We start from the raw sequence: 22,880 nt of genomic DNA, 5'->3' as shown, positions 1-22,880 counted from the left end.
CGTGGGCGGCGCCGGCGGGCGGGTGATCATCGACGCCGGTGATGCGCAAGGAGGCGTTGCTGGCGGCACGATCCGCACACAGGGCGACTATTCGATCGGCATGCTGGCCCAATCGATGGGCGGCATCGGCGGCGCCACCTCGGGCAACTTCGAGATGTTCGGCAACGCGGGCGCCGATGCCGGCAACGGCGGGGCGAGCGGTTCCGTCCAGATCGACAGCCTGGCAACGATCACGACATCTGGCACCTCGTCGCACGGCATCGTCGCGCAGGCCATCGGCGGGGGCGGCGGCACGGCGGGGCCCAGCGCGGGTCTCGTGGCGTTGGGCGGGGGCGGCGGCACCGCGGTGAACGGGGGCTCCGTCAGCGTCAGCCAGAACGGCATCGTCAGCGCCAGCGGCTCGGCTGCCATCGGCATCCTCGCCCAGTCCATCGGCGGCGGCGGGGGAGACGGCGGGGCGGCCAACGGCGTGGCGGTCATCGGAGGCACGGCCGGGGGCGGGGGCGCGGGCGGTTATGCGATCGCGAGCCTGGAGGGATTCTCGGTCCAGACCGGCGGCGACCATAGCTACGGCATCGTGGCGCAGTCCATCGGTGGCGGCGGGGGCACAGGCGGCGCGGCGTCGGCCTACGATGATGGGCCGGGATTCTCCATGGCCGTCGCGGTCGGCGGCACGGGTGGCGACGGCGGCGCGGGCGGGACGGCCTCGGTCGACGTGTCCAACGCCACGGTCGCGACGGGGGCGAGCGACGCGCACGGCGTGATCGTCCAATCAATCGGTGGGGGCGGCGGTGCCGGCGGCGCGTCGGTGGCGCAGGCCATGACGATCGCCGTGCCCAACCCGCAGGCTTCGTTTGGCGTGGCCGTCAGTTTTGCGATTGGCGGCACCGGCGGCAACGGCGGCGTCGGCGAGGCGGCCGCAGCCACGCTGGACAATGCGGTCATCGACACGCACGGCGCCAACGCGCAGGGTGTGATCGTGCAGTCCGTCGGCGGGGGTGGCGGCCTCGGCGGCAGCGCGTCCGCCACGTCGACGGTGATCGGCACCGGCGAATCGGTCGGCGGGTCGCTGCAGTCCGCGCTGGGCGGCAGCGGCGGTGGCGGCAACACGGGCGGCGCTGCATCGCTTGTCATGCAAGGCAGCAGCATCGCGACGACGGGCGACTCCGCCAACGCGATCCTGGTGCAGAGCGTCGGGGGCGGGGGAGGCGCGGGCGGCGTGGGCTCCGCGACGGGGCGCAGCGCCAACACCGATGCCAACGTGTCGCTGTCGATCGCGTTGGGCGGCGTCGGCAGTGCGGGTGGCAACGGCGGCCCCGCGAGCCTGTCCATCGACGCGGGCAGTTCAGTCAGCACGCAGGGCGACGGCGCGCGCGGCGCGCTCGTGCAGTCCATCGGAGGCGGAGGCGGCGCCTCGCAGGGCGGCCAGGTGGGCCTGCAGGTGCAGGCGTCGGAAGAAGACGGCAGCACCGACGTCGGCGCCTCGGTCGAGGTGGGACGCGGCGGTGGCGGAGGCGGCAACGGCGGGGCGATTACCTTGAACAGCGACGGCATCGTCGTCACGCAGGGCGCCGACGCGGACGGCCTGCTCGCGCAGAGCATCGGCGGCTCGGGCGGCCTGGGCGGCGCGGTGGGCGGCGACAGCGGCGCGTCATCGACGCTGTCGCCCGTGGACGATGCCGGCACCACATACCGGTTCGACGTCTATGTGGGCGGCAGCGGCGGGGCGGGCGGCGCGGGCGGGGCCATCGGCAGCGCGCAGGCGCCGGCCGTCCTGGGGGCGTCCACGCAGACCTATGGCGACTACGCCGATGCCGTGGTGCTGCAATCCATTGGCGGGGGCGGCGGCGCGGGCGGCACGTCCGCGGTGTCTTCCAGCGTGTCCACGTCCAACGTGACCCTGGCGGTCGGCGGGCGCGGCGGCAATGGTGGCGATGGCGGCGATATCACCGCCTGGCTCAATGACAACGGTGGCAACAATTTCAACACCGCGGGTTACGGCGCGGCCGGCATCTTGCTTCAGTCGATCGGAGGCGGGGGCGGCACAGCGGGCTCCGGTTCGCCCGCCGCGCGTGGCCAGATGACGCTGGGCGGCACGAACGGAAGCGGCGGTGACGTGACGGTGACGCGCGGCAGCTGGGCCAACATCGAGACGCGCGGCGACAGCGCGTACGGCCTTGTCGCGCAGTCGATCGGGGGCGGTGGCGGTATTGCGATGGCGGGCAGCACCACGTCCGCGGCCCGGCCCGGCAGCCAGCAGTTCGGCGTGACCGCGGGCAACAGCTCGGGCGTTGGCGACGGCGGCGTGGTTTATGTGTCCACCGGCCTGGACCTGAACACCTATGGCGACCGGGCGATCGGCGTCGTGGCGCAATCCATCGGCGCGGGCGGCGGCATCGCCACCGCGCAGGGGTCGAGCGCCGGCGGCACGATTGCGCTGGGCAGCCTGCGCGGCGCCGGCTACGCCGCTGACGGCCAGCAGGTGGTGCTGGACCTGAGCGGAAACCTGACGACGCGGGGCGCCGGTGCGCACGGGATCGTCGCTCAGTCGATCGGCGGCGGCGGCGGCATCGTGGGCGACGTGTCCCAACCCATCCAGTTCACCCCCGCGGGCTTCGCGAGGCCATCGATCCCGAGCACGGCCGAGTCGGGCAACGGCCATGCGGTCAGCGTGTCGTTCAACGGCAACCTCTTTGTCAGCGGCGCCAATGCGCATGGCATCGTGGCGCAGTCCATCGGGGGGGGCGGCGGATTGGCAGGCGGCGCGCAGGGCGGCTTCGCGGGCTCCACGCTGGTGGGCGGCAACGCGAGCGTGGTGGCGGTCACGCAGGCGGGCACGCTGCAGGCATCCGGCGCCGGCGCGGCCGGCATCTTTGCGCAGAGCGACGCTGCCGTCTATCAGGGGACCTCCGACGTCATCGTCAACGGCAACGTGCAAGGCGGCTCGGGCACGGGCAGCGGCGTGTGGATCAGTTCGGGCCTCCTGAATCACCTGACCGTGAACGCGGGCGGCTCGGTGAGCGCGCTGTCGGGCGTGGCCGTCCGCTATGACGGTCGGAATTACACGACCGCGGGTTCCATCCTGGACATCAACAACTACGGCACGCTGTCCGGCAACATCCAGTGCAAGAGCGCGAACCTGGCCCCGGCCTGCTCGCTTCACAACCAGACCGGCGCGCTGGCTACCGACGCCACCGCCTACGACGCCCATGTGCGCAACGACGGGCGCATCGTGATCGGCCGGCCGGGCCAGTTCCAGACGCTGACCGTCAGCGGCGACCTGACCCAATCGGCCAGCGGCGTGCTGCGCGCTGACGTGGACTTCGACGCGCTGCGGTCATCGCACATGGTCGTGCAGGGCGACGCCGATCTGGCCGGCGCCGTGGACGTGCTGCCGCAGGCGTTGTTGCCCGGCCGGGAGCTGACCGTGCTGACAGTGCAGGGCCTTACGCAGGGCGCGGTGGCGGCGGTGGACAGCCCGGTGTTCAACTACGAGACCCGCCAGGCGGGGGCGCAGACCAGCATCCGGGTCGAGTCGGCGGATTTCAACGCGGTTTCAATGGGGCTGAAGTCAAACCAGCGCGAGGTGGCCGGCAATTTGCAGCGCATCTGGGACGCCGGCGGCAATGCCGCGCTGGCGCCGCTTTTTGCGCAACTCGACCTGGCCTCGCGCCAAGGCGCGGGCTCGTATCGCGACAGCGTCGCAAGCCTCTCGCCCGGCGTGACGCTGGCGCCCGCCGCGCAGTCCGCCGCGAACCTGGGCCAGTTCACGAGCGCGATGATGTCCTGCCCCGCTTTCTCCGGCGCGGATGCGCTGACGGGTGAACAGGATTGCGTCTGGGGTCAGGTGAGCGGCCGCGCCACCAACCAGGATGGCAGCCGCGGCACGTCGGGCTTCGACTACGACACCGTGACTTACCAGATCGGCGGCCAGCGCCAGGTCAGTCCGGGCTGGTTCGTCGGCGGATCCTTTGCCTACGAGAACAGCCGCGTGCGCGCGGGTGACGGCAGTGTCAGCGGCAACGGCGACAGCGGCTATGCCGGCGTGGTGGTCAAGCGCGAGACGGGGCCGTGGGTGTTGTCGGCGGCGCTTGGCGGCGGCTATGGTGGCTACCGTATGGATCGCAACATCGGCATCGCGGGTTACCAGGACACCCTGTCCAGCCGGCCCGATGTCTACGGAATCAATGCACGGCTGCGTGCCGCCTGGACCTTCGCGACCCAGAGCATGTACGTCAAGCCTTACGTCGACCTGGACTTCAGCTACACCCGCATGCCCGGCTATACCGAGTCCAGCGACAACGCGCTTGCGCTTTCGGTGGACGGCAGCGACAGGTTCATCATGGGCGTCTCGCCGATGATCGAGGTTGGCGGCCGCGCCGAACTGGACAACGGTGCGACGCTGCGGCCCTTTGTCTATGCCGGGGCATCGTTCCTGTCGCAGGACGACTGGACCGCCAGCGCACGATTGCGCGGCGCACCGGCCGGCATGGGGGCGTTCGACACCGTACTGCCCATCGACGACGTCGTGGGGCGGGTCGGGGCGGGCATCCAGGTCATGAAGGCGGGCGCCGTGGACTTCCGGCTGCAATACGACGGCCAGTTCTCTCAGCACGTGCGCAGCAACAGCGCGGCGCTGAAAGTGTCGATGCCGTTCTGATCACCGCGCGGCGCGGGCGCGGCTAGGCCAGCGCCCGCCGCAGGCGCAGCGACGCGACGCGGCCCAGCGCGATGGATTCGACGCCGTTGTTGAAGTGCACTTCGGTCTGCGCGCCGGGCCGCTGCTCAAGATGCGACACATGTTCGAGATTGATGATGACCGAGCGGGACACCGCGAAGAACGGCGGATAGGGCAGTTGCGCGGTCAGACGCTTCAGCGTGATGTGCATCAGCTCATTGCCGTGAACGCCGCTGCACAGCCGCACGTAATCGCCCTGCGCCTGCGCCAGCGTCAGGTCCTGCAGCCTGAGGAGCCGCGTGCCCGTGCGGGTTCGCATGGCGAGGTGGCCGTTGGCGCGGGGGCGCAGCCGCGCCAGCGTCTGCGTCAGGCGTTCGGGCGACACGGGCTTGAGCAGATAGTCCACTGCTTCGACGTCGAAGGCGCGGGCGGCGTAGCCGTCATGCGCGGTCACGAACACCACGGATGCGGCATTGTCCTGGCCTTCCAGCAGATCGAACCCCGTGCCGCTGGCCAGTTCGATATCCAGAAAGAGCGCGTCAGGACTGTGCTCGCGGATCAAGCGGCGCGCCAGGTCGAGCGAGTCCGCCTCGCCCGCGACGTGCACGGCGGGGGCGGCTTCGAGCAGCCGGCGCAGATAGCGCCGCGCCGGGGCTTCATCGTCGATGATCAGCACACGGAGCATGGTTTTCTCGGGCAGCAGGGTAGGGCGAGTGTATTCTTTTCGGTCCAATCCGCGGGCAGAAATCAGGCAGCGCATCCATGACAACGACAGCGATCGGACAAGAACTGAGCCGGGGTGAATCCGCGTCGGGCTTCTGGCGCGCCCAGCTGGTAGGGTGGATCTTCCTGGCCGTCGTGGGCTATTTCATCCGTCTCGCGGTCTTCGGTAATGCGGTCGCGGCGTTCTGGCTGACGGTCGCGCTGGAACCTCTGGCGTACGGCCTGACCAGCGTGGCGGCGCTCTTGCACGGACGCTTGCCGGCCCGGCCCCGCGAACCTGTCCTGGTGCTGGCGTGCGCGGTGCTGCTCTGCGTGACCGCGTCCGCACTGCTGGCCGGTATTGCCTACGCGATCAATCATCTGTTTCTTTCCGGCATCCGCGACATCCCCGGCAATCAATACTGGCTGGGCTTCATCTACTACATGGGCATTTTGTCCATCTGGACGCTTATCTACTTCGGCGTGTCCGCGGAGCTTGCCGCACGCACCGAACGCATGCAGAAGATGAGGGCCGAGACCCGGTCGCTGAAGCTGGAGCTGGAACACCTGCAATTGCAGGTCGAGCCGCACTTTCTCTTCAACGCGCTCAACACCATCGTCGCGGAGATCGCCGAGCGCCCTGCGGTGGCCGAGGAGATGACCAGACGGCTAGCCGAGTACCTGCGCTATTCGCTCGACCGGCGGGGGCGCGGGCTGTGCCGGCTTGAGGAGGACATCGAGGCGGCGCAAGCCTACATCCGCATCCAGGCGCTGCGCTTCGAACGAAAACTGGAGTGCCGTTGCCAGATCGACCCGGCTACGCTGAAGATCCCCATCCCGCACATGACGCTGCAGGGGCTTGCCGAAAACGCCATCAAGCACGGCATGCGCGGCGACCACGACCGGTTCACGATCTACATCCGCACGCGACTGCAGGGCGACGCGCTCGTCATCGAGGTCAACAATCCGGGCGAGCTGCAGGCGCCCTTCGACCGGGTGGAAAGCAATGGCGGACTGGGCAACCTGTGCCGGCGACTCGCGCTGCGGTATCCCGACCGGTACGAGTTCTCGCTGGACCAGCGCGGCGACCAGACCGTTGCGCAGATTCGCCTCAGGGGCGAGCCCGTGCCGCTGTAGGTGTCAGTCCTTGACCTTTGCAGCCTGATAGAAGCAGTAGCCGCTGCTGCGCAGTGTCTTGACGGGCAGCGTCTGGCCGCTCAGGGCTTCGACGCGGCGGCGCAGCCGGCGCATCTGCGTATCGAGCCGGCGTTGGTCGTAGTCGAGGTAATCGGCGCCGAGGGCTTCGACGATCTGCCGGCGGCTGATGTTTTCGCCGGGCTGGCTCATCAGGCAATGCAGCACGGTCAGGTCCTGCTGCGACAGCGGCATGGCCGCCGCGCCAGGAATGTGCAGGCGGCGGGGGCCGATTTCAAGCAGCCAGCTCAAAGGCGCCTGATCCCGGCCCGGCTGAGGCAGCCCCAGCCGGCGCACCAGCGCGGCCAGCGTTGCAGCCAGTTCGTCGAGGTCGCAACCCTTACCCAGATAGTGGTCGGCGCCCATGCCCAGGCCCGAAATCCGGTCAGGACCGGTCTGTCGCGCGCTGAACACCACGATGCCCACTTGCTGGCCTTCCTGGCGCAGGCGCTGGATCAGGTCCAGGCCGCAGCCATCCGGAAGACCGATGTCGATGACGGCCAGATGATGGCGGGCGGGGTCGAAACGCTGGTCGAATTCCTGCAGGCTGGACACGCACGAGGGGGCGTATCCCAGCTCTTCGAGGAATTCGCCGAGCTCCTGACGCAGCACGGGTTCATCTTCGAGCAGGATCACTTCAGGCATGAGGCGCCCGCGGAATGCAGCGTGAGGGGCTGGTGTAATCTGCCGGGTTGCACGGAAATGCTGCGTAGATTGCGATTGATGAAACGGGAATGTTACTCCAGGGCCACGCTGTGGCTGACGCTGCTGGCCTGCCTGTTCGCGGGCCTGCTGGCCGCGGCCGCACCGGCGCGCGCCGAGCCGCTGCGCCTGGATGGCTTCCATAGCGTCCAGGACGCGGCCGGGCATCTTGAGCGCCTGATCGATCCCGATGGCGAGCTCGACGTGGGAAATGCCGCCAGCGCGAACGGCTGGACGCCGCTGCCTGGCAGCCTGAGCGCCGGCTTCACGCCCGCGACGATCTGGCTGCGCCTGCCCGTGCAGGTCGATAAGGTCATGCACGGCGGCTGGATGCTGCGGCTGACCAACGCACTGCTGGATGACGCGCGCATCTACGTGGGCCATGGCGGCGGCTGGACGATGCTGGGACGCAGCGGCGAGGATCTGGCGCGGCGCAAATGGCCCGTGGACTATCGCAGTCCCGTGATCCAGTTCAATCCGTCCAAGCCGGGCGAGTACATCATCCTGGTGCGGCTGCAAAGCAAGAACGCCATGGCGACGCGGCTGGAAGTCTGGCAGCGGCTGGCGTTCGACAACCAGTCGCGCCGCGAGGGCCTGCTGTTCGGGCTGTACTTCGGCTTCTATCTGCTGCTGATCTGCGCGCACGCGGCGTTCTGGCTGGTCACGCGTGCGCCGATGAGCGGACTGTTCCTGGCCTACATCGGCAATTGTGTCTTCAACGAGGTGCTGTCGCTGGGGCTGGTGCAACAGTTGACCGGCCTGCCGGTAGCCTGGAGCGATAGGCTGCTGGGCGTTGGCATCGCCGTCAGCCTGCCGGTGGCGCTGCGTGTCGCGTTCCGCCAGTTGAACCTGGAAGCTTTATATCCGCGCGCCGTGCGCTGGCTGGACTGGCTGTTCTGGGGCATCGCCGCGATCTGCTCCGCGCTGATCGTGACGGGGCACTACGGGGCCGGCATGCAGCCGATTCAGGCGCTGGCGCTGCTGGTGATCGTGGGCTTCACCACGCTGGCGGCTTATCTGCTCAAGCGCGGCTGGCGGCCGGCGCGCTTTTTCGCGTTGGCGTTCGGGGTGTTCTACCTGGGCGTGCTGATCGCTTTCCTGCGCAACCTCGGGGTGTTTCCGGTCAACGCCTTCACCGAATACGTTTCCACGCTGGGCACGATGCTGCACATGCTGCTGCTCAGTCTGTTCATTGTTGGCCGTTACGAACGCCGCCGCCGCGTCCGCGAATTGCAACAGGCGAACCTGGCGGCCGATCTGGCACGCCAGCACAGCCACTGGCTGGAACGCGAAGTCGCGCTGCGCACGGCCGAAATGCAAGGCGAGATCGAACGCCGCGTCGCGCTGGAGGGCGAGCTGCGCACGTCGCTGGAAAAGGAACGGCAGATGTACACGGAGCAGCGCGACTTCGTGGCGATGGTGTCGCACGAATTCCGCACGCCGCTGGCGATCATCACGACGTCGGCGCAGCAGCTTGGTCGCAACCTGGCTGCGCCGCTGGAGAAAAGCCTGGCGCGGTGCGCCAACATCCGCAATGCGGCCACGCGCCTGCTGGCGCTGGTGGACGAATACCTGACCGATGACCGCATGCGTGAACCGCGCGCCGAGCTGCGCATGACCCGGTGCGATCTGCCGGCGCTGCTGCAGGACCTGGCGAGCGAGTATCCGCCGGGGCGGGTGCACATCATGTATGAAACCGGCATCCAGATTCTGAATTGCGACGCGGGCATGTTGCGGATCGCGCTGCGCAACCTGCTGGCCAATGCGGACCGGCATTGTGAGGACGGGGGGACGGTAAGCGTGGCGGTGCGCGAGGACGGCGACATGCTGCGCATCGCTGTGGCGAATCCGGGCAGCAGCATCCCCCTCGCGGAGCAGGAGCGGTTGTTCCAGAAGTACTACCGGGGACACAACGCCATGCGTCATCCGGGCGCGGGGCTGGGCTTGTATCTGGTGAGTTCGATTGCGGAGCGGCTGGGCGGATCCGTGGTGCTGGAATCGGCGGGCGGTGTGGAGCCGGTGTGCTTTTGCCTCAAGTTGCCGCAGTCAGAGGCGGCCTAAGAGCGAGGAAGACTACGATTTGCCCTTGAGCACGGGGCAAATTGTTGCGTAAAAGCATCTGTTTGTTTCCGCATATGGGTGGAAGATATTGCTTCAAAAACCGGAAAAGCGCCCAACTTTCTGGCTAATTGTGGCGATATGAGGCGCAGGATTCTCGGGTCTTACAATCCGCTCAGATTCGCTCAGATTCCGTTTTGCAATGATCGGTACATTTCAGGCACGAAATTTACATGGTCACTACAAAATGTCTCGCCGCTTCCCGCTTACCCGCATTGCCGTTTTGCTTAGCCTGAGCTTTTCGCCTTTGAGCGCGCCTACTGCGTTTGCCGCGGTAGGGAGCGATTACATTCAGGATAACCTGCCGCTTCGGGGCGATGTCGTCAACACCGGCAATTACACCTCCATCAGTGTGCTCAATAATTCGACGTTGCAAGGCAACATCGTCAACGATGGCACCCTGTGGCCTGCGCCGGGCGGCAACAACGGCATTCACGTGGACTCGTCCACGGTTCAGGGCTCAATCATCAACAACGCCGGGCGCCAACTGACTGGAACTCGTGCGATCAGCCTTACGAATGGCGCTCTGATTACGGGCGACATCGTGAACGAGCATCGCATCTCGGGCAGCTACAGTACCGGTGTGGGCCTGGAAGTCCTTGGCGGCAGCAAGATCGAAGGAAGCATCATCAACAATGGCCTAATTCAGTCCGCCATTGTTGTGAACGGCGGCACGGTCCTCGGCGGGATCAAGAATGCCGGCACGATTGAGCGCAACTCGGACGACGTCGCGCTGGACGTCAGCAATGCTGCTGCTCCGATGATCATTACCAATACCGGTACGATCGCCGGAAATGTGAACCTGGGTTCGTCCGTCCTGAATATGGAGGGCGGCGACGTTACTGGCGCTATTACCGGCCTTACCTCCGTCCTGAACGTCAACGGTGATTTCGGCGCAACCTCCAAGATCAGCGTTGGCCAGATCAACGTCGCGCCGGGCAAGACGCTGTCACTCAACAACAACGTGGTGAAAGGCCTGTTGTCGGTCAGCGGCACCCTTGCTGGGACTGGTGAAGTGGGTCCGACCACATTGGAAAAGGATGCGACGCTGTCGCCCAGCGCGTCGGTGAAGTCGAACAATATGTCGGGCGGCATCATTTTCCCGCCGGGAGGGTCGGTGGGTGTTATCCCCCCGTCGCCGCAGATTGGCACCATTACGGTGGAGGGCGATCTCACCTTCAAACCTGGCTCGACGTATCGGGTCGACGCCACGGCTGATGGCAAGAGCGACCTCGTGAAGGTTAACGGCACGGCCAACCTGGCCGGTTCCGTCGTGCACATCGGTTCGGGCGGCACGTACGCCGCCTCGACGGCCTACACCATCCTGTCGGCCACCACCATCAACGGCCACTTCGACAGCCTGTCCAGCGACCTCGCCTATCTGCAACCCTCGCTGGACCAGCAAGGCAACCAGATCGTGCTCACGCTGGACATGAAGCAGGTGCCGACCGAGCCGGACAGCAAGCCGATTCCGGGCAAGCCCGTCGACAACGGCGGCAACACCGGCAATAACGGTGGCAACACCGACAGCGGCACCCGTCCGATCGAATTCGCCGATCTGGCCGTGACCGGCAACCAGCGCTCGGCCGCGAATGCGGTGCAAAGCCTGCCGAAGAACAGCTCGCTGTACACGCGCGTCCTGAACCTGCCCGAAGGCGCCCCGGCCGGCGTGTTCGCCGATCTGTCGGGCGAATCGTTCGGCAGCAGCGTGTCGGCGATGCAGAACGTCAGCAATAACGTCGCCAGCCTGCCCACGGCACAACTGCGCGCCAACATGAACGCCGGCTTCATCCCCGGCCCGCCCACGGCGCAAGTCGGCCGCGGCGACGCCTCCATGCTGCCGCGTTCGAATGCGCAGCCGCTGTGGGCGCAGGCCTTCGGCAACTGGCGCTCGATGGACGGCAACGGCAACGTGGCCAAGTCCCGTGAACGTGATGTCGGCATCTTCGTCGGCGGCGACCACGGCGTGGGCAACGGTTGGCGCCTGGGCGGCGCGTTCGGTTACACCGACAGCCGCATCACCGTGGACGACCGTTCGGCCAAGTCCGACGTGAACAGCTACAGCGCGATCCTGTACGGCGGCAAGTCGTTCGAAGCCGGCTCGGGCAAGATCAACTTCACCGCTGGCCTGGCCTACACGTGGCATGACATCGACAGCAAGCGCAACATCAACGCGGCAGGCCAGTACCAGGAACTGAAGGCTGACTACAGCGCCAGCACCGGCCAGGTCTTCACCGACGTCGGCTACGCGATCCCGCTGAACGACCGTGTCACGCTGGAACCGTTCTTCGGCGCCGACTTCAGCGACCTGCGCACCCGCGGCTTCTCGGAGTCGGGCGGTGACGCCGCGCTGAGCGGTCGCAGCAGCACCAACAACGTGGGCACCACCACGCTGGGCCTGCGCGCGCAGACCACGTTTGACGTGAAGGACACCGCGGGCCGTCTGCGCGGCATGCTGGGCTGGCGCCATGCCTACGGCGACGTCAATCCGGAAGCCACGATGTCGTTCGACGGCAGCCAGCCGTTCACCGTGGCGGGCAACCCGCTGGCGCGTGACGCGGCTGTGATGGAAGTGGGCGTGGACCTGGCAATGAGCAAGAACGCCACGCTGGGCCTGGCTTACTCGGGTCAGTTCGGCGACGGCAACCGTCAGAACACCGGCACCGTCAACGTGAGCTGGCGCTTCTAAGGCATTCCGTCTCGGCGGATGCGAAAGGCCGGCCTCTTCGGAGGCCGGCTTTTTTTTGCGTGGTCGGTTCAGTTTCGTTTAGCCCGTTGTCAGGCTCCCGCGCCTCCGTGCAATACCGGGTGTCCGGCGAAAACGCGCTCCGATACACTGTCCGGTCACCCCTATAACGAGAACGCCATGAGACAGTTTCTTCCCACCCTGGGCGCCGCCCTGGTGCTAACGCTGGCCGGCAATGCGGCCACCGCGCAGCAATCTCCGCCGCGCGACCCCTTCTTCTGGTTGGGAGAAATCAACAAGGCCACCACGGTCATCAACGCCGACGAAGGGCTGCTCGACAAGTCCATGGCGCCACGCCTGGCGGCTGGCGTGGCAAAAGTCATCCACGACGGCAACCAGCCCGGCGCCAAACGGCCGGCCACCGTCATCACCTTTGAACCGCTGCTGATCAAGGCCGCGGGCGAAGACATCACCCTGCTGCACGCCGGCCGTTCCAGCCAGGACATGCACGCCACCTATCGCAGCGCCATCCTGCGCGACAAGCTGCTGGATCTGGCGGATCAGTTGAACGCCACGTCCACCACGCTGGTGGAGCTGGCGGCCAAGCACGCGGGCACCATCGTGCCCAACTACACCAACGGCGTGGCCGCGCAGCCCAACAGTTACGGACACTATCTGCTGGGTCAGGCCGCGGGTCTGGCGCGGGACGCGCAACGCATCCGCGAAGCCTACGTCCGCATCGACCGGTCGCCCATGGGCACCACCGTGCTGAACGGCACGAGCTGGCCGCTGGACCGCCAGCGCATGGCGCAATACCTGGGCTTCGAGGCGCTGGTCGACAATGCCTACGATGCCTCGCAGATCTCGTCCATGGACCAGCCCGTCGAGGTCGCCTCCATCGTCACCAGCATTGCGCTGCGCACGGGTAATTTCGTCGAGGACGTCATGACCCAATACGCCCAGTCGCGCCCGTGGATCCTGCTGGAAGAAGGGGGCGGCAACACGTACGTGTCCAGCGCCATGCCGCAAAAGCGCAATCCGGGCCTGCTCAACGACACGCGCAGCGACGCATCCACCGCAGTGACCTTGGCGATGGGGCCGGTCCTGCAGACGCACAACATCACGCCGGGCATGAGCGATCCCAAGGACGTGAAGCAGAATTCCGCGATGGTCGATAGCGGCATTTCGGCGCTCAAGCGCTGGGATCGCGTGCTCAAGGCCATGGTCATCAGCCCCGACCGTGCGCTGGAAGAGCTGAACAGCGACTGGACGGCCTCGCAGGAGCTGGCGGACGTGCTGATGCACAAGTACAAGCTGCCGTTCCGTGCGGGCCATCACTTTGCGTCCGAGGTCGTGTCGTACGCCAAGGCGAACAACATCAAGCCGCTGGATTTTCCGTATGAACAGGCGCGCCGCATCTATGCCGATGCGATGAAGGACTCGAAGTACGGCACCGACCTGCCGATGAGCGAGGCCGAGTTCCGTTCGACGCTGGATCCCGTGGCCATCGTGAAGAACCGCGCCACCATCGGCGGTCCGCAGCCCAAGGAAATGGACCGCATGATCCAGGCCGCGCGCGAACAGCTGGCCGCGCAGGACAAGTGGATCAAGGCGCGCCGCGCGCATATCCGCGATTCGCTGGCGGAACTGGACAAGCAGTTCGACGCACTGGTGGCCAGCGCGCCCAAGCAATAACGCCCGCCGGCGAAATTTGTGCGCGCCGCCGGCGCGCTCCTCGCTGGGTGGAACTATCGGAGAGCGCCCGTCCCGCAAGCCTGAAGCACGATGCCGCGCAGCCAGCGATGGGCGGCATCGCCGTCCATTCGCGGGTGCCACAGCATCGACACCGTAAAGGGCGCCATCGCGAACGGCAGCGCAAAGCTGCGCATGCCCTCGCGCATCATGGCGGTGTGCCGTTCGGGCACCGTGGCGATCATGTCGGTTTCGCGGACCAGCGCCAGCGCCGTTGAATAGCTGCCCGCAATCGTGGCGATCTGGCGCGCGCGGCCGGCCTGCGCCAGGGTTTCATCCATGGGGCCTGATTCCCGTCCGCGGCGCGATATCAGAATGTGGCGCGCCGCCAGGTAACGCGTCAGCGTGACGTTGCCGCGCGCCAGCGGATGGGTGGCGCGCATGACGCCGATGTACCGATCCTGAAACAGCGCGCGCGTGCGCAGTTCAGGACTGGCCGACTCGCCCACGACCCCGGTTTCCAGGTCCACAGCGCCTTCGCGCAGCGGCGCGCTGTCCTTGTCCAGTTTCTGCATGAAGCGCAACCGCACCCCCGGCGCTTCGCCGTCAATCAGCGCGAGCAGACGCGCGCCAAAGTTTTCTACGAAGCCATCAGTGACGCGCAGCGTGAAGGTGCGAACGAGCGATGCAGGATCAAGGTCTTGCGAGGGACGCAGCACGGCTTGCGCATCCCTGACCAGCCCGCCGACCTGCTCGCGCAGCGCCAGCGCCCGGGGCGTTGGAACCAGACCACGTCCGGCGCGCACCAGCAGCGGATCGCCCGTGGTGTCGCGCAGCCGCGCCAACGCGCGGCTCATGGCGGAAGGACTCAGGCGCAGACGCCGGGCGGCGCCGGCCACGCTGCCCTCGGAGAGCAGCGCATCCAGGGTGATGAGAAGGTTGAGGTCGGGCGCGGACATGCGGCAAACGTAGCACGCCGGCGAAAAACGCGCCGGTATTTGGCATGGCGTCACATGCAGGTATTTGCTGCAAATGGTGCGTCTTCCGCCAGGCATGGGAGAGGCATACGCTGGGATTCCATTTCCCCTTTGCACGTCGCCATCATGTCGCTCGCCGCTTCGCCCGTATCGTCATCCTCCTCCCGCCTCTCGCTATTGGCCTGCCTGTCCCTGTCGATGCTGCTGGCGTCCCTGGGCACCAGCATCGCCAACGTGGGCCTGCCCGCGTTCGCCCACGCATTCGGCGCGTCGTTTCAGTCGGTGCAATGGGTGGTGCTGGCCTACCTGCTGGCCATCACGACCGCCGTGGTCAGCGCTGGACGGCTGGGCGACCTGATCGGCCGGCGGCGCCTGATGCTGGCCGGGATCGCCTGGTTTACGGTCGCCTCCGTGACGTGCGCAGCCGCGCCCGGACTGTGGACTCTGGTGGCCGCGCGCGCCGCGCAGGGCCTGGGCGCGGCCGTGCTGATGACGCTGGCCATGGCCTTTGCCAGTGAGGCAACGCAGAAGGGAAGGGCGGGCAGCGCCATGGGTCTGTTGGGCACGATGTCGGCGGCCGGCACCGCACTCGGGCCGACGCTGGGCGGCGCGCTGATCGCGGGTCCGGGATGGCGGGCGATCTTTCTCGTCAATCTGCCGCTCGGTCTGCTGGCGTTCTGGCTGGCATGGCGGCATCTGCCCCGCGAGTCGCAACGCGCTGCGGCGCGGAAGATGCGTTTTGATTGGCTGGGCAGCGTGCTGCTGTCGCTGACGCTGGCGGTCTACGCGCTGTCCATGACGCTCGGACGCGGCAGCTTCGGCAAGATCAACGGTGTTCTGCTTGCGGCGACGGCGGGCGGCGCGGGTCTGTTTGCGTGGGTGCAGTCGCGGACGGCAAACCCGCTGGTGCGGCCGGCGATGATGGCCAGTCCCGTGCTGGCGGGCGGCTTCGCGGCCAACGCGCTGGTCGCGACGGTGATGATGGCCACCTTGGTGGTTGGGCCGTTTTTTCTGGCAGGGGCTTTGGGGCTGGACGCGATGCGCGTCGGAATGGCGATGTCTTGCGGCCCGCTCGTTGCTGCCCTGGCGGGCTTGCCTGCCGGCCGCAGCGTGGACCGGTATGGCGCCCGGCCTATGACGCTCGCCGCGCTGATGACAATGACGGGCGCATCGGCGATGCTGCCCGTGGCGTCGGAAGCGTTCGGAGTGACGGGATACGTTGTCGCGTTGGGCGTGCTGACGGCCGGTTATGCGCTGTTTCAGGCAGCCAACAACACCGCTGTCATGGCCGGGGCGGGCATCAACGATCGCGGCGCCGTGTCTGGCATGTTGAACCTGTCTCGCAACTTGGGATTGATTACCGGTGCGTCGGCGATGGGCGTGGTGTTTGCCGTGGGCGCCGGGGCGACGGCGCTGGTTGATGCCGCGCCCGCTCAACTGGCGGCCGGGTTGCACGCGACGTTCGTGATGGCCGCCGCGTTGTGCGCGCTGGCGATGGCCGCGGTGGCGGTTGGCGGGTTGAGGCTTGCTGCGGGCCGGTCGTAAGGCGGCTTTGGCTAATGAGGTTGCCGGTCGCAACCGCGGCGCAGTGGAACGGCCTGCGCCGCGTTGCCGCTCAACGCTGACGGTTACGCCGAAGTCACTCCGCCTTCAACCCCGCCTGCACGATCAGCGGCTGCCACTTCTGCCGTTCGCTGCGTGCAAACGCGGCCAGTTCCTCGGGCGTGCCGCCGCCCGGTTCATGCCCCAGATCCAGCAGCTTCTGCTTCACTTCCGGCCGCGCCAGGATCTTGGCCAGGTCCTCGTTCAATCGCTTGATCGCCGCCGGCGGCGTGCCCTTCGGCGCATACAGGCCGTTCCACGCGATCACCTGGAACCCATCCAGCCCCTGTCCCGCCACCGACGGCACGCCGGGCAGCAGGGCCGACTCCTTCAACGACGTCACGGCCAGCGGGCGCAGCTTGCCGCTGGTGATGAACGAGCGCGCGGCGCTGACGGTGTCGATGCCAACCTGCACCTGGCCGCCCAAGAGGTCCGTCGTGGCGGTGGCCGAGCCCTTGTAGGGAATGCCGCGAACGCTGTTGACGCCCTGCTGCTTGAGCAGTTCGTACACAAGGCGCGCGGTGGTGCTGGGCATGCCGACGTTGACGCTGTCGGGCTTGGCCTTGGCGCTGTTGCGCAGGTCGGCCAGACTGGCGTAGGGCGAGGACGGCGTCGTCAGCAGCACCATGGGAAACGAACTGACCAGCATGACGGGCGCGAAGTCCTTTTCCGGATCGAAGTTGGTGGACGCGTACATGTACTGGTTCAGCACGTGCGTGCCGTTGGTGCCCATCAGCAGCGTGTAGCCGTCGGGCGCGGCGCGCGCGGCTTCGGACGCGCCGATGTTGCCGCCCGCGCCGGGGCGGTTCTCCACGATGAAGGGTTGGCCCAGGTCGCGGGCCAGGTATTCGGCCAGATATCGGGCGGCGACGTCGGTGCCCTGGCCGGCCTGGTAGGGGACGATGATCTTGACGGGTTTGGAGGGGTAGCTGTCGGCGGCCGCGGCGGGCTGCGCGAACAGCAGCGGCGCCGCTAGCGCGGCGATCAGGCGTAAGGTCTTCATGGTGGTCTCCTCGTTTTTATATATGGCTGCATCGGATTGCGGCTAGGGCTTGGGAGGCGGCCATCGCGGCAGGATGCCCTGTTCCTGCAACGCCGCGATCTGTGAATCGCCGAAGCCGGCCTCGCGGAGGACTTCGACGGTGTGCTGTGCATAGGCGGGCGGCAGCCGGTCCACGCGCGCGGGCGCTTGCGACAGCCGGACTGCGGGACCGATGCCGTGATAGCCATCGCGATCGACGCGCATGCCGCGATGCGCGGTGTGCGCCTGCGCAAAGGCTTCGGGCACGCTGTTGACCGGCCCAGCCGGTACGCCAAGCTTCATCAGTTCCGCGCACAGCGCATCGCGCGCACGCGTCGCCAGGGCGCTTTCAATGGCGTCCCGCAACGCGTCGCGGTGCGACAGCCGCGCCCGGTTGGTGGCAAAGCGCGGATCGTCCGGCAACGATGGCAGGCCCGCGTAGTCGCAGAAGCGGCGGAACTGGCGGTCGTTGACGACGCCCAGGAAGATCTCGCCATCGCGGCAGGCGTAGCGGTCATACGGCGCGATGTTGGGATGCGCGCTGCCCAGGAGGCCCGGCGTCTGGGCGGTGTGCATCCAGTTGGCGGCATGCGGCACCAGCAGGCTGAGCGCGGTGTCGAACAGGGTGACCTCGACCCGCTGGCCAAGGCCCGTGCGCGCCCGGTGGTAAAGCGCCAGCAGGATGCCGGACTGCGCGGTGTAGCCGGTCAGGTGGTCAACGATGGGCACGCCGACGCGGGTCGGTCCGCCGGCGGGCTCGCCGTTGATGCTCATCAGGCCGCACATGGCCTGCAGCACCGCGTCGTAGCCGGGCAGGCCGCCCAGCGGCCCGTCTTCGCCGAAGCCTGTGATGGCGCAGTGGATGAGCTGGGGAAAGCGGGGTTTCAGGTCCGCCTCGTAGTCCAGGCCCCACTTGGCCATCGTGCCGGGGATGAAGTTATCGATCAGGACGTCGGCGTCGGCCAGCAACGCCAGCAGCACGTCGCGGCCGGCGGGCTTGGACAGGTCCAGCCCGATGGCGCGCTTGCCGCGGTTGACGGCGGTGAAGTAGGCGGCGTCGCCGTCGGCGTTGACCGGCGGGCCCAGCGTGCGCGTTTCGTCGCCGCCGGGCGGCTCGACCTTGATGACGTCCGCGCCCTGGTCCGCCAGCATCTGCGTGCACAGCGGGCCGGCCAGGACGCGCGACAGGTCGATGACGCGCAGGCCGTCCAGCGCGCCCCGCGGACGGGCCTCGGGGCTTGGTGCAGCATGTTCCGATGAATCAGACATCGCCCACCTCGTCTTGGGGGTTGCCGCCGGTCAGGCGCGGGTAGGCAATTCGACCACACCGGTACCCAGGACGGAAAGCTCGTCGTCCTGGTTGCGCGCTTCCTGTTCGATCTCGACCAGGTGACGGCCGTCTTCCACGTACTTGCGCACCACCTTGCCCTTGAAGAACAGCATGTCGCCCTCGGGGTTGTGGCGGCGGATCTTGCACGTCGACTTGCGCAGGAACCCGGCGTCGCCCATCCAGTTGGTGAGGTGATGGGTCAGCCAAGAGTTGCGCTCGGGACCGTAGTCGTAGGCGCCGGGCGCGCCGACTTCCAGCGCGAAGTCTTCTTCCCAGTGGACGCGCTCGGGCACATCGGGAATGCCGAAGCGGTTGGTGATGCCCACGCCCGGATGCGCGTCGATGAGCTGCCACGCCAGCTTGTTGGCCCGGATGTACAGGCCGCCCCAGCCCTGCGCGAAGGCAATGAAGCCGGTGACCGTCATCGGCCCCTTGAACATCACGGGCAGTTCTTCGCCTTCCTTCACGTCTTCCCAGTAGCGGGGCGTGGCGCCGCGCACTTCTTCCTGGGCGTAGAGCTTGTAGGCTTCCTTGATTTCCTCGGGGCTGTAGCGGCGCGGTTCGCGGGCGCGGACTTCCGCGTATTTGCTGCCCTGTTCGCGCGCATGGTCGCGTTCGGTGCGGAAGCACCAGCTGTCGGCCTCGGCGACCTTGTCGCCGTCCTGGTTGAAGAAGTCCACGTGATAGATCTGCTGCACGGCGCGGCCGGCAAAGCGGGTCTGGTGTTCGATCAGGTTCTTCAGGTGCGCTTCGGTGGAAATGATGTCGTTGCGCTTGACCGTCTTGTGCCAGGTCCAGTCCGCGCCCGACCACATGGCGTGTACGCCGGGCAGCCCGCCCACGTAGCCGGACACGATGCGGCTGGTGGCAAACAGGAAGCTGGGCAGCGCGATGATGCCGCCGTGCTGGGTCTTGGCTGCGTACTCCGGGTCCGACCACAGCGGGTTGTCGTCGCCGATGCCGTGAGCGTAATGGCGGATGTTGTCGCGCGTGGCTTCATAGCACCACGGCTCGGCGGTGGCGCCGATTTTCACGCCGATGCGTTCGCGCAGCTCGTCCAGCCCGCGTTCGGTGATCTTGGGAAAGCTGCGTTCGGTCTTGGTCTGGGTCAGCATGATGTCTCCTGGGTTTGAGAGGTGGCCTGTGCCGGGTAGCCCTTGGCGTGGGCGGCGCCGGCGGGCGTGGTGTCGGCGGTCGCAAGCTCTTGCTCCCGCAATTTCCTGCGATGGATCTTTCCGGCGGGCGTCTTGGGCAATTCAGCCACAAACACGACCTGCCGCGGATACTCGTGCTGCGCCAGGCGGCTGCGCACCGCGTCCTGGATTTCCTGCACGAAGGCGTCGTCGCCGGGGCGCGCCGACACCACGAAGGCCTTGACGACCTGGCCGCGCAGCGGGTCGGGCACGCCGATGGCGGCGGCCTCCGTTACGTCGCGGTGCTTGAGGATGGCGTCTTCGATCTCGACGGCGCTCATGGTCCAGCCGGCCGAGATGATGACGTCGTCGGCGCGGCCCCCATGCCAGAAGTAGCCGTCTTCGTCCACGCGCCCGAGATCCTTGGTGGCGACCCACGCGTCGCGGCGCCACAGCTTGAGCTCGCCGGTTTCGCCGGGCGCGCAGGGCTGGCCGTTCGCGTCCTGCACTTCGACGCGCAAGCCCGGTACGGGTTTGCCCAGCGAGCCGGCCTTGACCGTGAAGTCCGGCGCGCCGGGATAGTTGACCAGGCAGACGCCGATTTCCGTCGTGCCGTACATGCTGCAGACGGGCCGGCCGAAGGTGGCTTCGACGAAGGCGGCCGTTTCACTATCGATGGGCTCGCCGGTGAAGGACACCTTGTCCAGGTGATAGCGGTAGCGTCCGGCCGCGCCGCTGTTGCGCATCATCCGGTAGTGGGTGGCGGCGGCGGAGATGTTGGTGAAACGGTGGTCCTGCAAGGCCTGCAGCAGGCGTTCGGCATTGAACTTGCCGGCATACGCGCCGATGGTGACGCCCAGCGCCAGCGGCGCCAGCGTGCCGTGCCACAGGCCGTGTCCCCAGGCGGGCGACGACGGGCACATGTAGCGGTCGCCGGGCCGGATGCCGGTGCCGTACAGCGCGGCCAGCATCAGCGTGACCAGGGCGCGGTGCGTGTGCTTGACGGCGTCGGGCAGCTCGCGCGTCGTGCCCGACGTGTACTGGAAGATGGCCAGATCGTCGGCGCGCGTGCGGCATTCGTAATGGGGCGGGTAGGCGGCCAGTGTGCCGAGAAAGGCGTCGTCGGCGATGACCACGCGCATGTCCTCGCCGCCGGCGGCAAGCGGGGCCTTTTCGGCGTTGGTCACCAGCATGCGCGGCTGGCAGTCCTGCACGCGCAACCGGATGCCGTCGGGGCCGAACAGCGTGAAGAGCGGCACGGCGATGGCGCCCATTTTCATAGCGCCGAACATGGCCACGTAGAACGGCAGCGACGGTTCCAGCATGACGGCGACGCGGTCGCCGGCGCGGATGCCCTGCTCAACCAGGTAGTGCGCGAAACGCGAGGATTCCTCGGCGATCTGGCGGAACGAGTAGGTCTCGTCCCCGCCGGCGGCGCGCACCAGGATGATCGCCGGCTCGGCCTTGTTCGCATGCCGGTCGATGCATTCGTGCGCGATGTTCATGTGTTCGCGGTTGCCATCGAACAGCTCCCAGAGCTTGTCCGAGGAGCAGAGCGCCTGGGCGTCCGCGTAGGAAAGGGTATCGGTCAGCTTCGTCATTTCGTCGTACCTGTGTGGGTCGGCAACCTGTGGAACCCACTATGCGCGCCGCCGAATAAATTGTCAATGACGTTTATTGATTGTATATAGACAATTCGAATGGCATGGAGTCGGGCCCGCGAGTGGGGCGCCGCACGGTATGCTTGCCGCAATAAAAATGGAGAACCCGATGAGTGAAACCGGTACCCCGGAAATTGCCAGCGCCGGCGGCCCGCGCGTGCGGCCTGTGCCGGCCGTGACGCGATCGATCGCGATCCTGCGCCTTCTGGGCCGGGGCGGCGAGCCCATGACGCTGAAGGCCATCTCGCAGGAATTGGGCATGGTGACCAGCACGTGCCTGCACATTCTTCGCGTCCTGGTGGAAGAAGGGCTGGTGAAGGTCGACCCCGGCGCCAAGCGGTACAGCCTGGGCGTAGGCATGCTGACGCTGGCGCGCAGCGTGATCGAAAGCAACCCGTTCCCCGCGCTGGCGCAGCCCGTGCTGGATCGCATCGCCAACGCGGCCAGCGTCACCGCGATCGGCGTCGAGGTGTCCGGCAGCGATCACATGGTGGTGTTGGCGCTGTCACGGTCCAACGCGCCGTTCCGCCTGCATGTGGACGTGGGAAGCCGCTTTCCGGCGCTGATCAGCGCAACGGGCCGGTTGGTCGCCGCGTTTGCGGATCTGTCCGAGAAGGAGCTGGAGCGGCGCTTCAAGGCCCTGCGCTGGGATCAGGCGCCCGAGTTCGCGGCGTGGAAGGCCGACGTTGACGCCGTGCGGCGGCAGGGCTACAGCGTGGACCGCAACAACTACATCAACGGCGTCGTCGTGATCGCGGTGCCGGTGTTCGACAGTCATCAGCGGCTGACGCATGCGTTGGTGGCTGCGGGGCTGGCCGAACAACTCGATGCGGCGCGCGTGGAATCGCTGGCGGCGGAACTGCAGGGCGAGGCGCGCGCGTTGTCGCAACTGATGGCGGCCAGGAGCTAGACCCATGGACACGCATTCGGCCGACGATTCCGCCGTTCCTCCCGGTTGGCGCAAACGCGCGCTGCCCGGGTTTGCGGGCCTGATCGGTCCGTTGTGGGTGCGCAAGGAGGACGATGGTTGGGCTTATGGCCTGTTGACCACCGCCGACCATCTGAATCCCGCAGGTGTGGTGCATGGCGGATTGCTGACTGCGCTGCTGGACCACGGCATCAGCGCGATTGCGTGGGAAGCGCTGGGCCGGCGCGCCTGCGTGACCGTGCAACTGGACACGCATTTTCTGGCGGCGGCGCGCGAAGGACAGTTTCTGCAAGTGCGCGGCCGCGTGGCGCGGGCCACGTCGTCGCTGGTGTTCATGCAGGGGGAATTGAGCGCGGACGGGGAGGTCGTCGCGACGGCGGTTGCCGTGCTCAAGCAGGTCGGCCCGCCCCGGAAAACGGGGGGAGAATCTGCGGCGGGGGGGCCCGCGGCCGGGGG

General features: G+C 67.3%; 15 protein-coding genes. 8 read left to right on the top strand and 7 right to left on the bottom strand.

Translation table 11 applies throughout. The features are described from left to right. A partial coding sequence (locus B3098_RS01915) for an autotransporter outer membrane beta-barrel domain-containing protein (RefSeq protein WP_286890408.1) occupies positions 1-4,660 on the top strand: 4,660 nt, incomplete at its 5' end. A 22-nt stretch (positions 4,661-4,682) separates the two neighbouring features. Here the strand turns inward: B3098_RS01915 and B3098_RS01910 are convergent. Beyond that, a complete protein-coding gene (locus B3098_RS01910; RefSeq protein WP_286890406.1) occupies positions 4,683-5,363 on the bottom strand; it encodes a LytR/AlgR family response regulator transcription factor in 681 nt (226 codons plus the stop codon). 77 nt (positions 5,364-5,440) lie between these two features. Between B3098_RS01910 and B3098_RS01905 the strand changes: the two genes are divergently transcribed. After that, positions 5,441-6,517, top strand: a complete 1,077-nt coding sequence (locus tag B3098_RS01905; RefSeq protein WP_286890404.1) for a sensor histidine kinase — start codon at positions 5,441-5,443, stop codon at positions 6,515-6,517. A 3-nt stretch (positions 6,518-6,520) separates the two neighbouring features. Here B3098_RS01905 and B3098_RS01900 read toward each other — a convergent pair whose 3' ends face one another. Continuing rightward, positions 6,521-7,219 carry a response regulator transcription factor gene (locus B3098_RS01900; RefSeq protein WP_175184733.1) on the bottom strand — a complete coding sequence of 233 codons (699 nt, stop codon included), beginning with the start codon at positions 7,217-7,219 and terminating at the stop codon, positions 6,521-6,523. 78 nt (positions 7,220-7,297) lie between these two features. Here B3098_RS01900 and B3098_RS01895 point away from each other — a divergent pair, with 78 nt between their 5' ends. The 3 genes from B3098_RS01895 to B3098_RS01885 all read left to right on the top strand — a co-directional run bounded on the left by B3098_RS01895 (position 7,298) and on the right by B3098_RS01885 (position 13,775). Next, a complete protein-coding gene (locus B3098_RS01895) occupies positions 7,298-9,337 on the top strand; it encodes a sensor histidine kinase (protein ID WP_286890401.1) in 2,040 nt (679 codons plus the stop codon). 304 nt (positions 9,338-9,641) lie between these two features. Continuing rightward, the gene (locus B3098_RS01890; protein WP_286890399.1) at positions 9,642-12,083 is read left to right on the top strand and encodes an autotransporter domain-containing protein; all 2,442 of its coding nucleotides are present in this window, start codon (positions 9,642-9,644) and stop codon (positions 12,081-12,083) included. A 177-nt stretch (positions 12,084-12,260) separates the two neighbouring features. Beyond that, positions 12,261-13,775: an argininosuccinate lyase gene (locus B3098_RS01885; protein ID WP_286890397.1), complete on the top strand. Its 1,515-nt coding sequence runs from the start codon at positions 12,261-12,263 to the stop codon at positions 13,773-13,775. 53 nt (positions 13,776-13,828) lie between these two features. Here B3098_RS01885 and B3098_RS01880 read toward each other — a convergent pair whose 3' ends face one another. Beyond that, positions 13,829-14,731 carry a LysR family transcriptional regulator gene (locus tag B3098_RS01880; protein WP_286890395.1) on the bottom strand — a complete coding sequence of 301 codons (903 nt, stop codon included), beginning with the start codon at positions 14,729-14,731 and terminating at the stop codon, positions 13,829-13,831. Between the two features lie 144 nt (positions 14,732-14,875). On the opposite strand from B3098_RS01880, the gene B3098_RS01875 reads away from it, so the two are divergent. Then, positions 14,876-16,294 (top strand): MFS transporter, encoded by a 1,419-nt coding sequence (locus B3098_RS01875; RefSeq protein ID WP_286890393.1) that lies wholly within the window; start codon positions 14,876-14,878, stop codon positions 16,292-16,294. Between the two features lie 94 nt (positions 16,295-16,388). Here B3098_RS01875 and B3098_RS01870 read toward each other — a convergent pair whose 3' ends face one another. From B3098_RS01870 to B3098_RS01855, 4 genes are read right to left on the bottom strand one after another with little or no spacing between them, the layout of a single operon-like run. Further along, positions 16,389-17,354 carry a Bug family tripartite tricarboxylate transporter substrate binding protein gene (locus B3098_RS01870; RefSeq protein WP_175184727.1) on the bottom strand — a complete coding sequence of 322 codons (966 nt, stop codon included), beginning with the start codon at positions 17,352-17,354 and terminating at the stop codon, positions 16,389-16,391. 42 nt (positions 17,355-17,396) lie between these two features. Beyond that, positions 17,397-18,641: a CaiB/BaiF CoA transferase family protein gene (locus B3098_RS01865; protein WP_286890392.1), complete on the bottom strand. Its 1,245-nt coding sequence runs from the start codon at positions 18,639-18,641 to the stop codon at positions 17,397-17,399. Positions 18,642-18,671: 30 nt separating this feature from the next. Then, the gene (locus tag B3098_RS01860; protein WP_175122412.1) at positions 18,672-19,817 is read right to left on the bottom strand and encodes an FAS1-like dehydratase domain-containing protein; all 1,146 of its coding nucleotides are present in this window, start codon (positions 19,815-19,817) and stop codon (positions 18,672-18,674) included. Then, complete coding sequence (locus tag B3098_RS01855; RefSeq protein WP_286890389.1) at positions 19,811-21,436, bottom strand: acyl-CoA synthetase; 1,626 nt, start codon at positions 21,434-21,436, stop codon at positions 19,811-19,813. Before B3098_RS01855 ends, B3098_RS01860 begins: the two co-directional genes overlap by 7 nt. 169 nt (positions 21,437-21,605) lie before the next feature. On the opposite strand from B3098_RS01855, the gene B3098_RS01850 reads away from it, so the two are divergent. Together B3098_RS01850 and B3098_RS01845 are read left to right on the top strand one after the other, a co-directional pair. Beyond that, complete coding sequence (locus B3098_RS01850) at positions 21,606-22,406, top strand: IclR family transcriptional regulator (protein WP_175137867.1); 801 nt, start codon at positions 21,606-21,608, stop codon at positions 22,404-22,406. Positions 22,407-22,410: 4 nt separating this feature from the next. Beyond that, a partial coding sequence (locus B3098_RS01845; protein WP_286890386.1) for a PaaI family thioesterase occupies positions 22,411-22,880 on the top strand: 470 nt, incomplete at its 3' end.

Origin of the sequence: Achromobacter sp. UBA2119 (assembly GCF_002331005.1) — a bacterium.
Lineage (GTDB): Bacteria > Pseudomonadota > Gammaproteobacteria > Burkholderiales > Burkholderiaceae_B > Achromobacter > Achromobacter animicus.
The sequence above is the reverse complement of the archived record's forward strand: the minus strand, read 5'-3'. Positions and strand labels throughout refer to the sequence as shown.

Coding starts and splice junctions, on each gene's coding strand:
- B3098_RS01910 (WP_286890406.1), bottom strand. CDS start 5,363: ATGCTCCGTGTGCTGATCATCGACGATGAAGCCCCGGCGCGGCGCTAT.
- B3098_RS01905 (WP_286890404.1), top strand. CDS start 5,441: ATGACAACGACAGCGATCGGACAAGAACTGAGCCGGGGTGAATCCGCG.
- B3098_RS01900 (WP_175184733.1), bottom strand. CDS start 7,219: ATGCCTGAAGTGATCCTGCTCGAAGATGAACCCGTGCTGCGTCAGGAG.
- B3098_RS01895 (WP_286890401.1), top strand. CDS start 7,298: ATGAAACGGGAATGTTACTCCAGGGCCACGCTGTGGCTGACGCTGCTG.
- B3098_RS01885 (WP_286890397.1), top strand. CDS start 12,261: ATGAGACAGTTTCTTCCCACCCTGGGCGCCGCCCTGGTGCTAACGCTG.
- B3098_RS01880 (WP_286890395.1), bottom strand. CDS start 14,731: ATGTCCGCGCCCGACCTCAACCTTCTCATCACCCTGGATGCGCTGCTC.
- B3098_RS01875 (WP_286890393.1), top strand. CDS start 14,876: ATGTCGCTCGCCGCTTCGCCCGTATCGTCATCCTCCTCCCGCCTCTCG.
- B3098_RS01870 (WP_175184727.1), bottom strand. CDS start 17,354: ATGAAGACCTTACGCCTGATCGCCGCGCTAGCGGCGCCGCTGCTGTTC.
- B3098_RS01865 (WP_286890392.1), bottom strand. CDS start 18,641: ATGTCTGATTCATCGGAACATGCTGCACCAAGCCCCGAGGCCCGTCCG.
- B3098_RS01860 (WP_175122412.1), bottom strand. CDS start 19,817: ATGCTGACCCAGACCAAGACCGAACGCAGCTTTCCCAAGATCACCGAA.
- B3098_RS01855 (WP_286890389.1), bottom strand. CDS start 21,436: ATGACGAAGCTGACCGATACCCTTTCCTACGCGGACGCCCAGGCGCTC.
- B3098_RS01850 (WP_175137867.1), top strand. CDS start 21,606: ATGAGTGAAACCGGTACCCCGGAAATTGCCAGCGCCGGCGGCCCGCGC.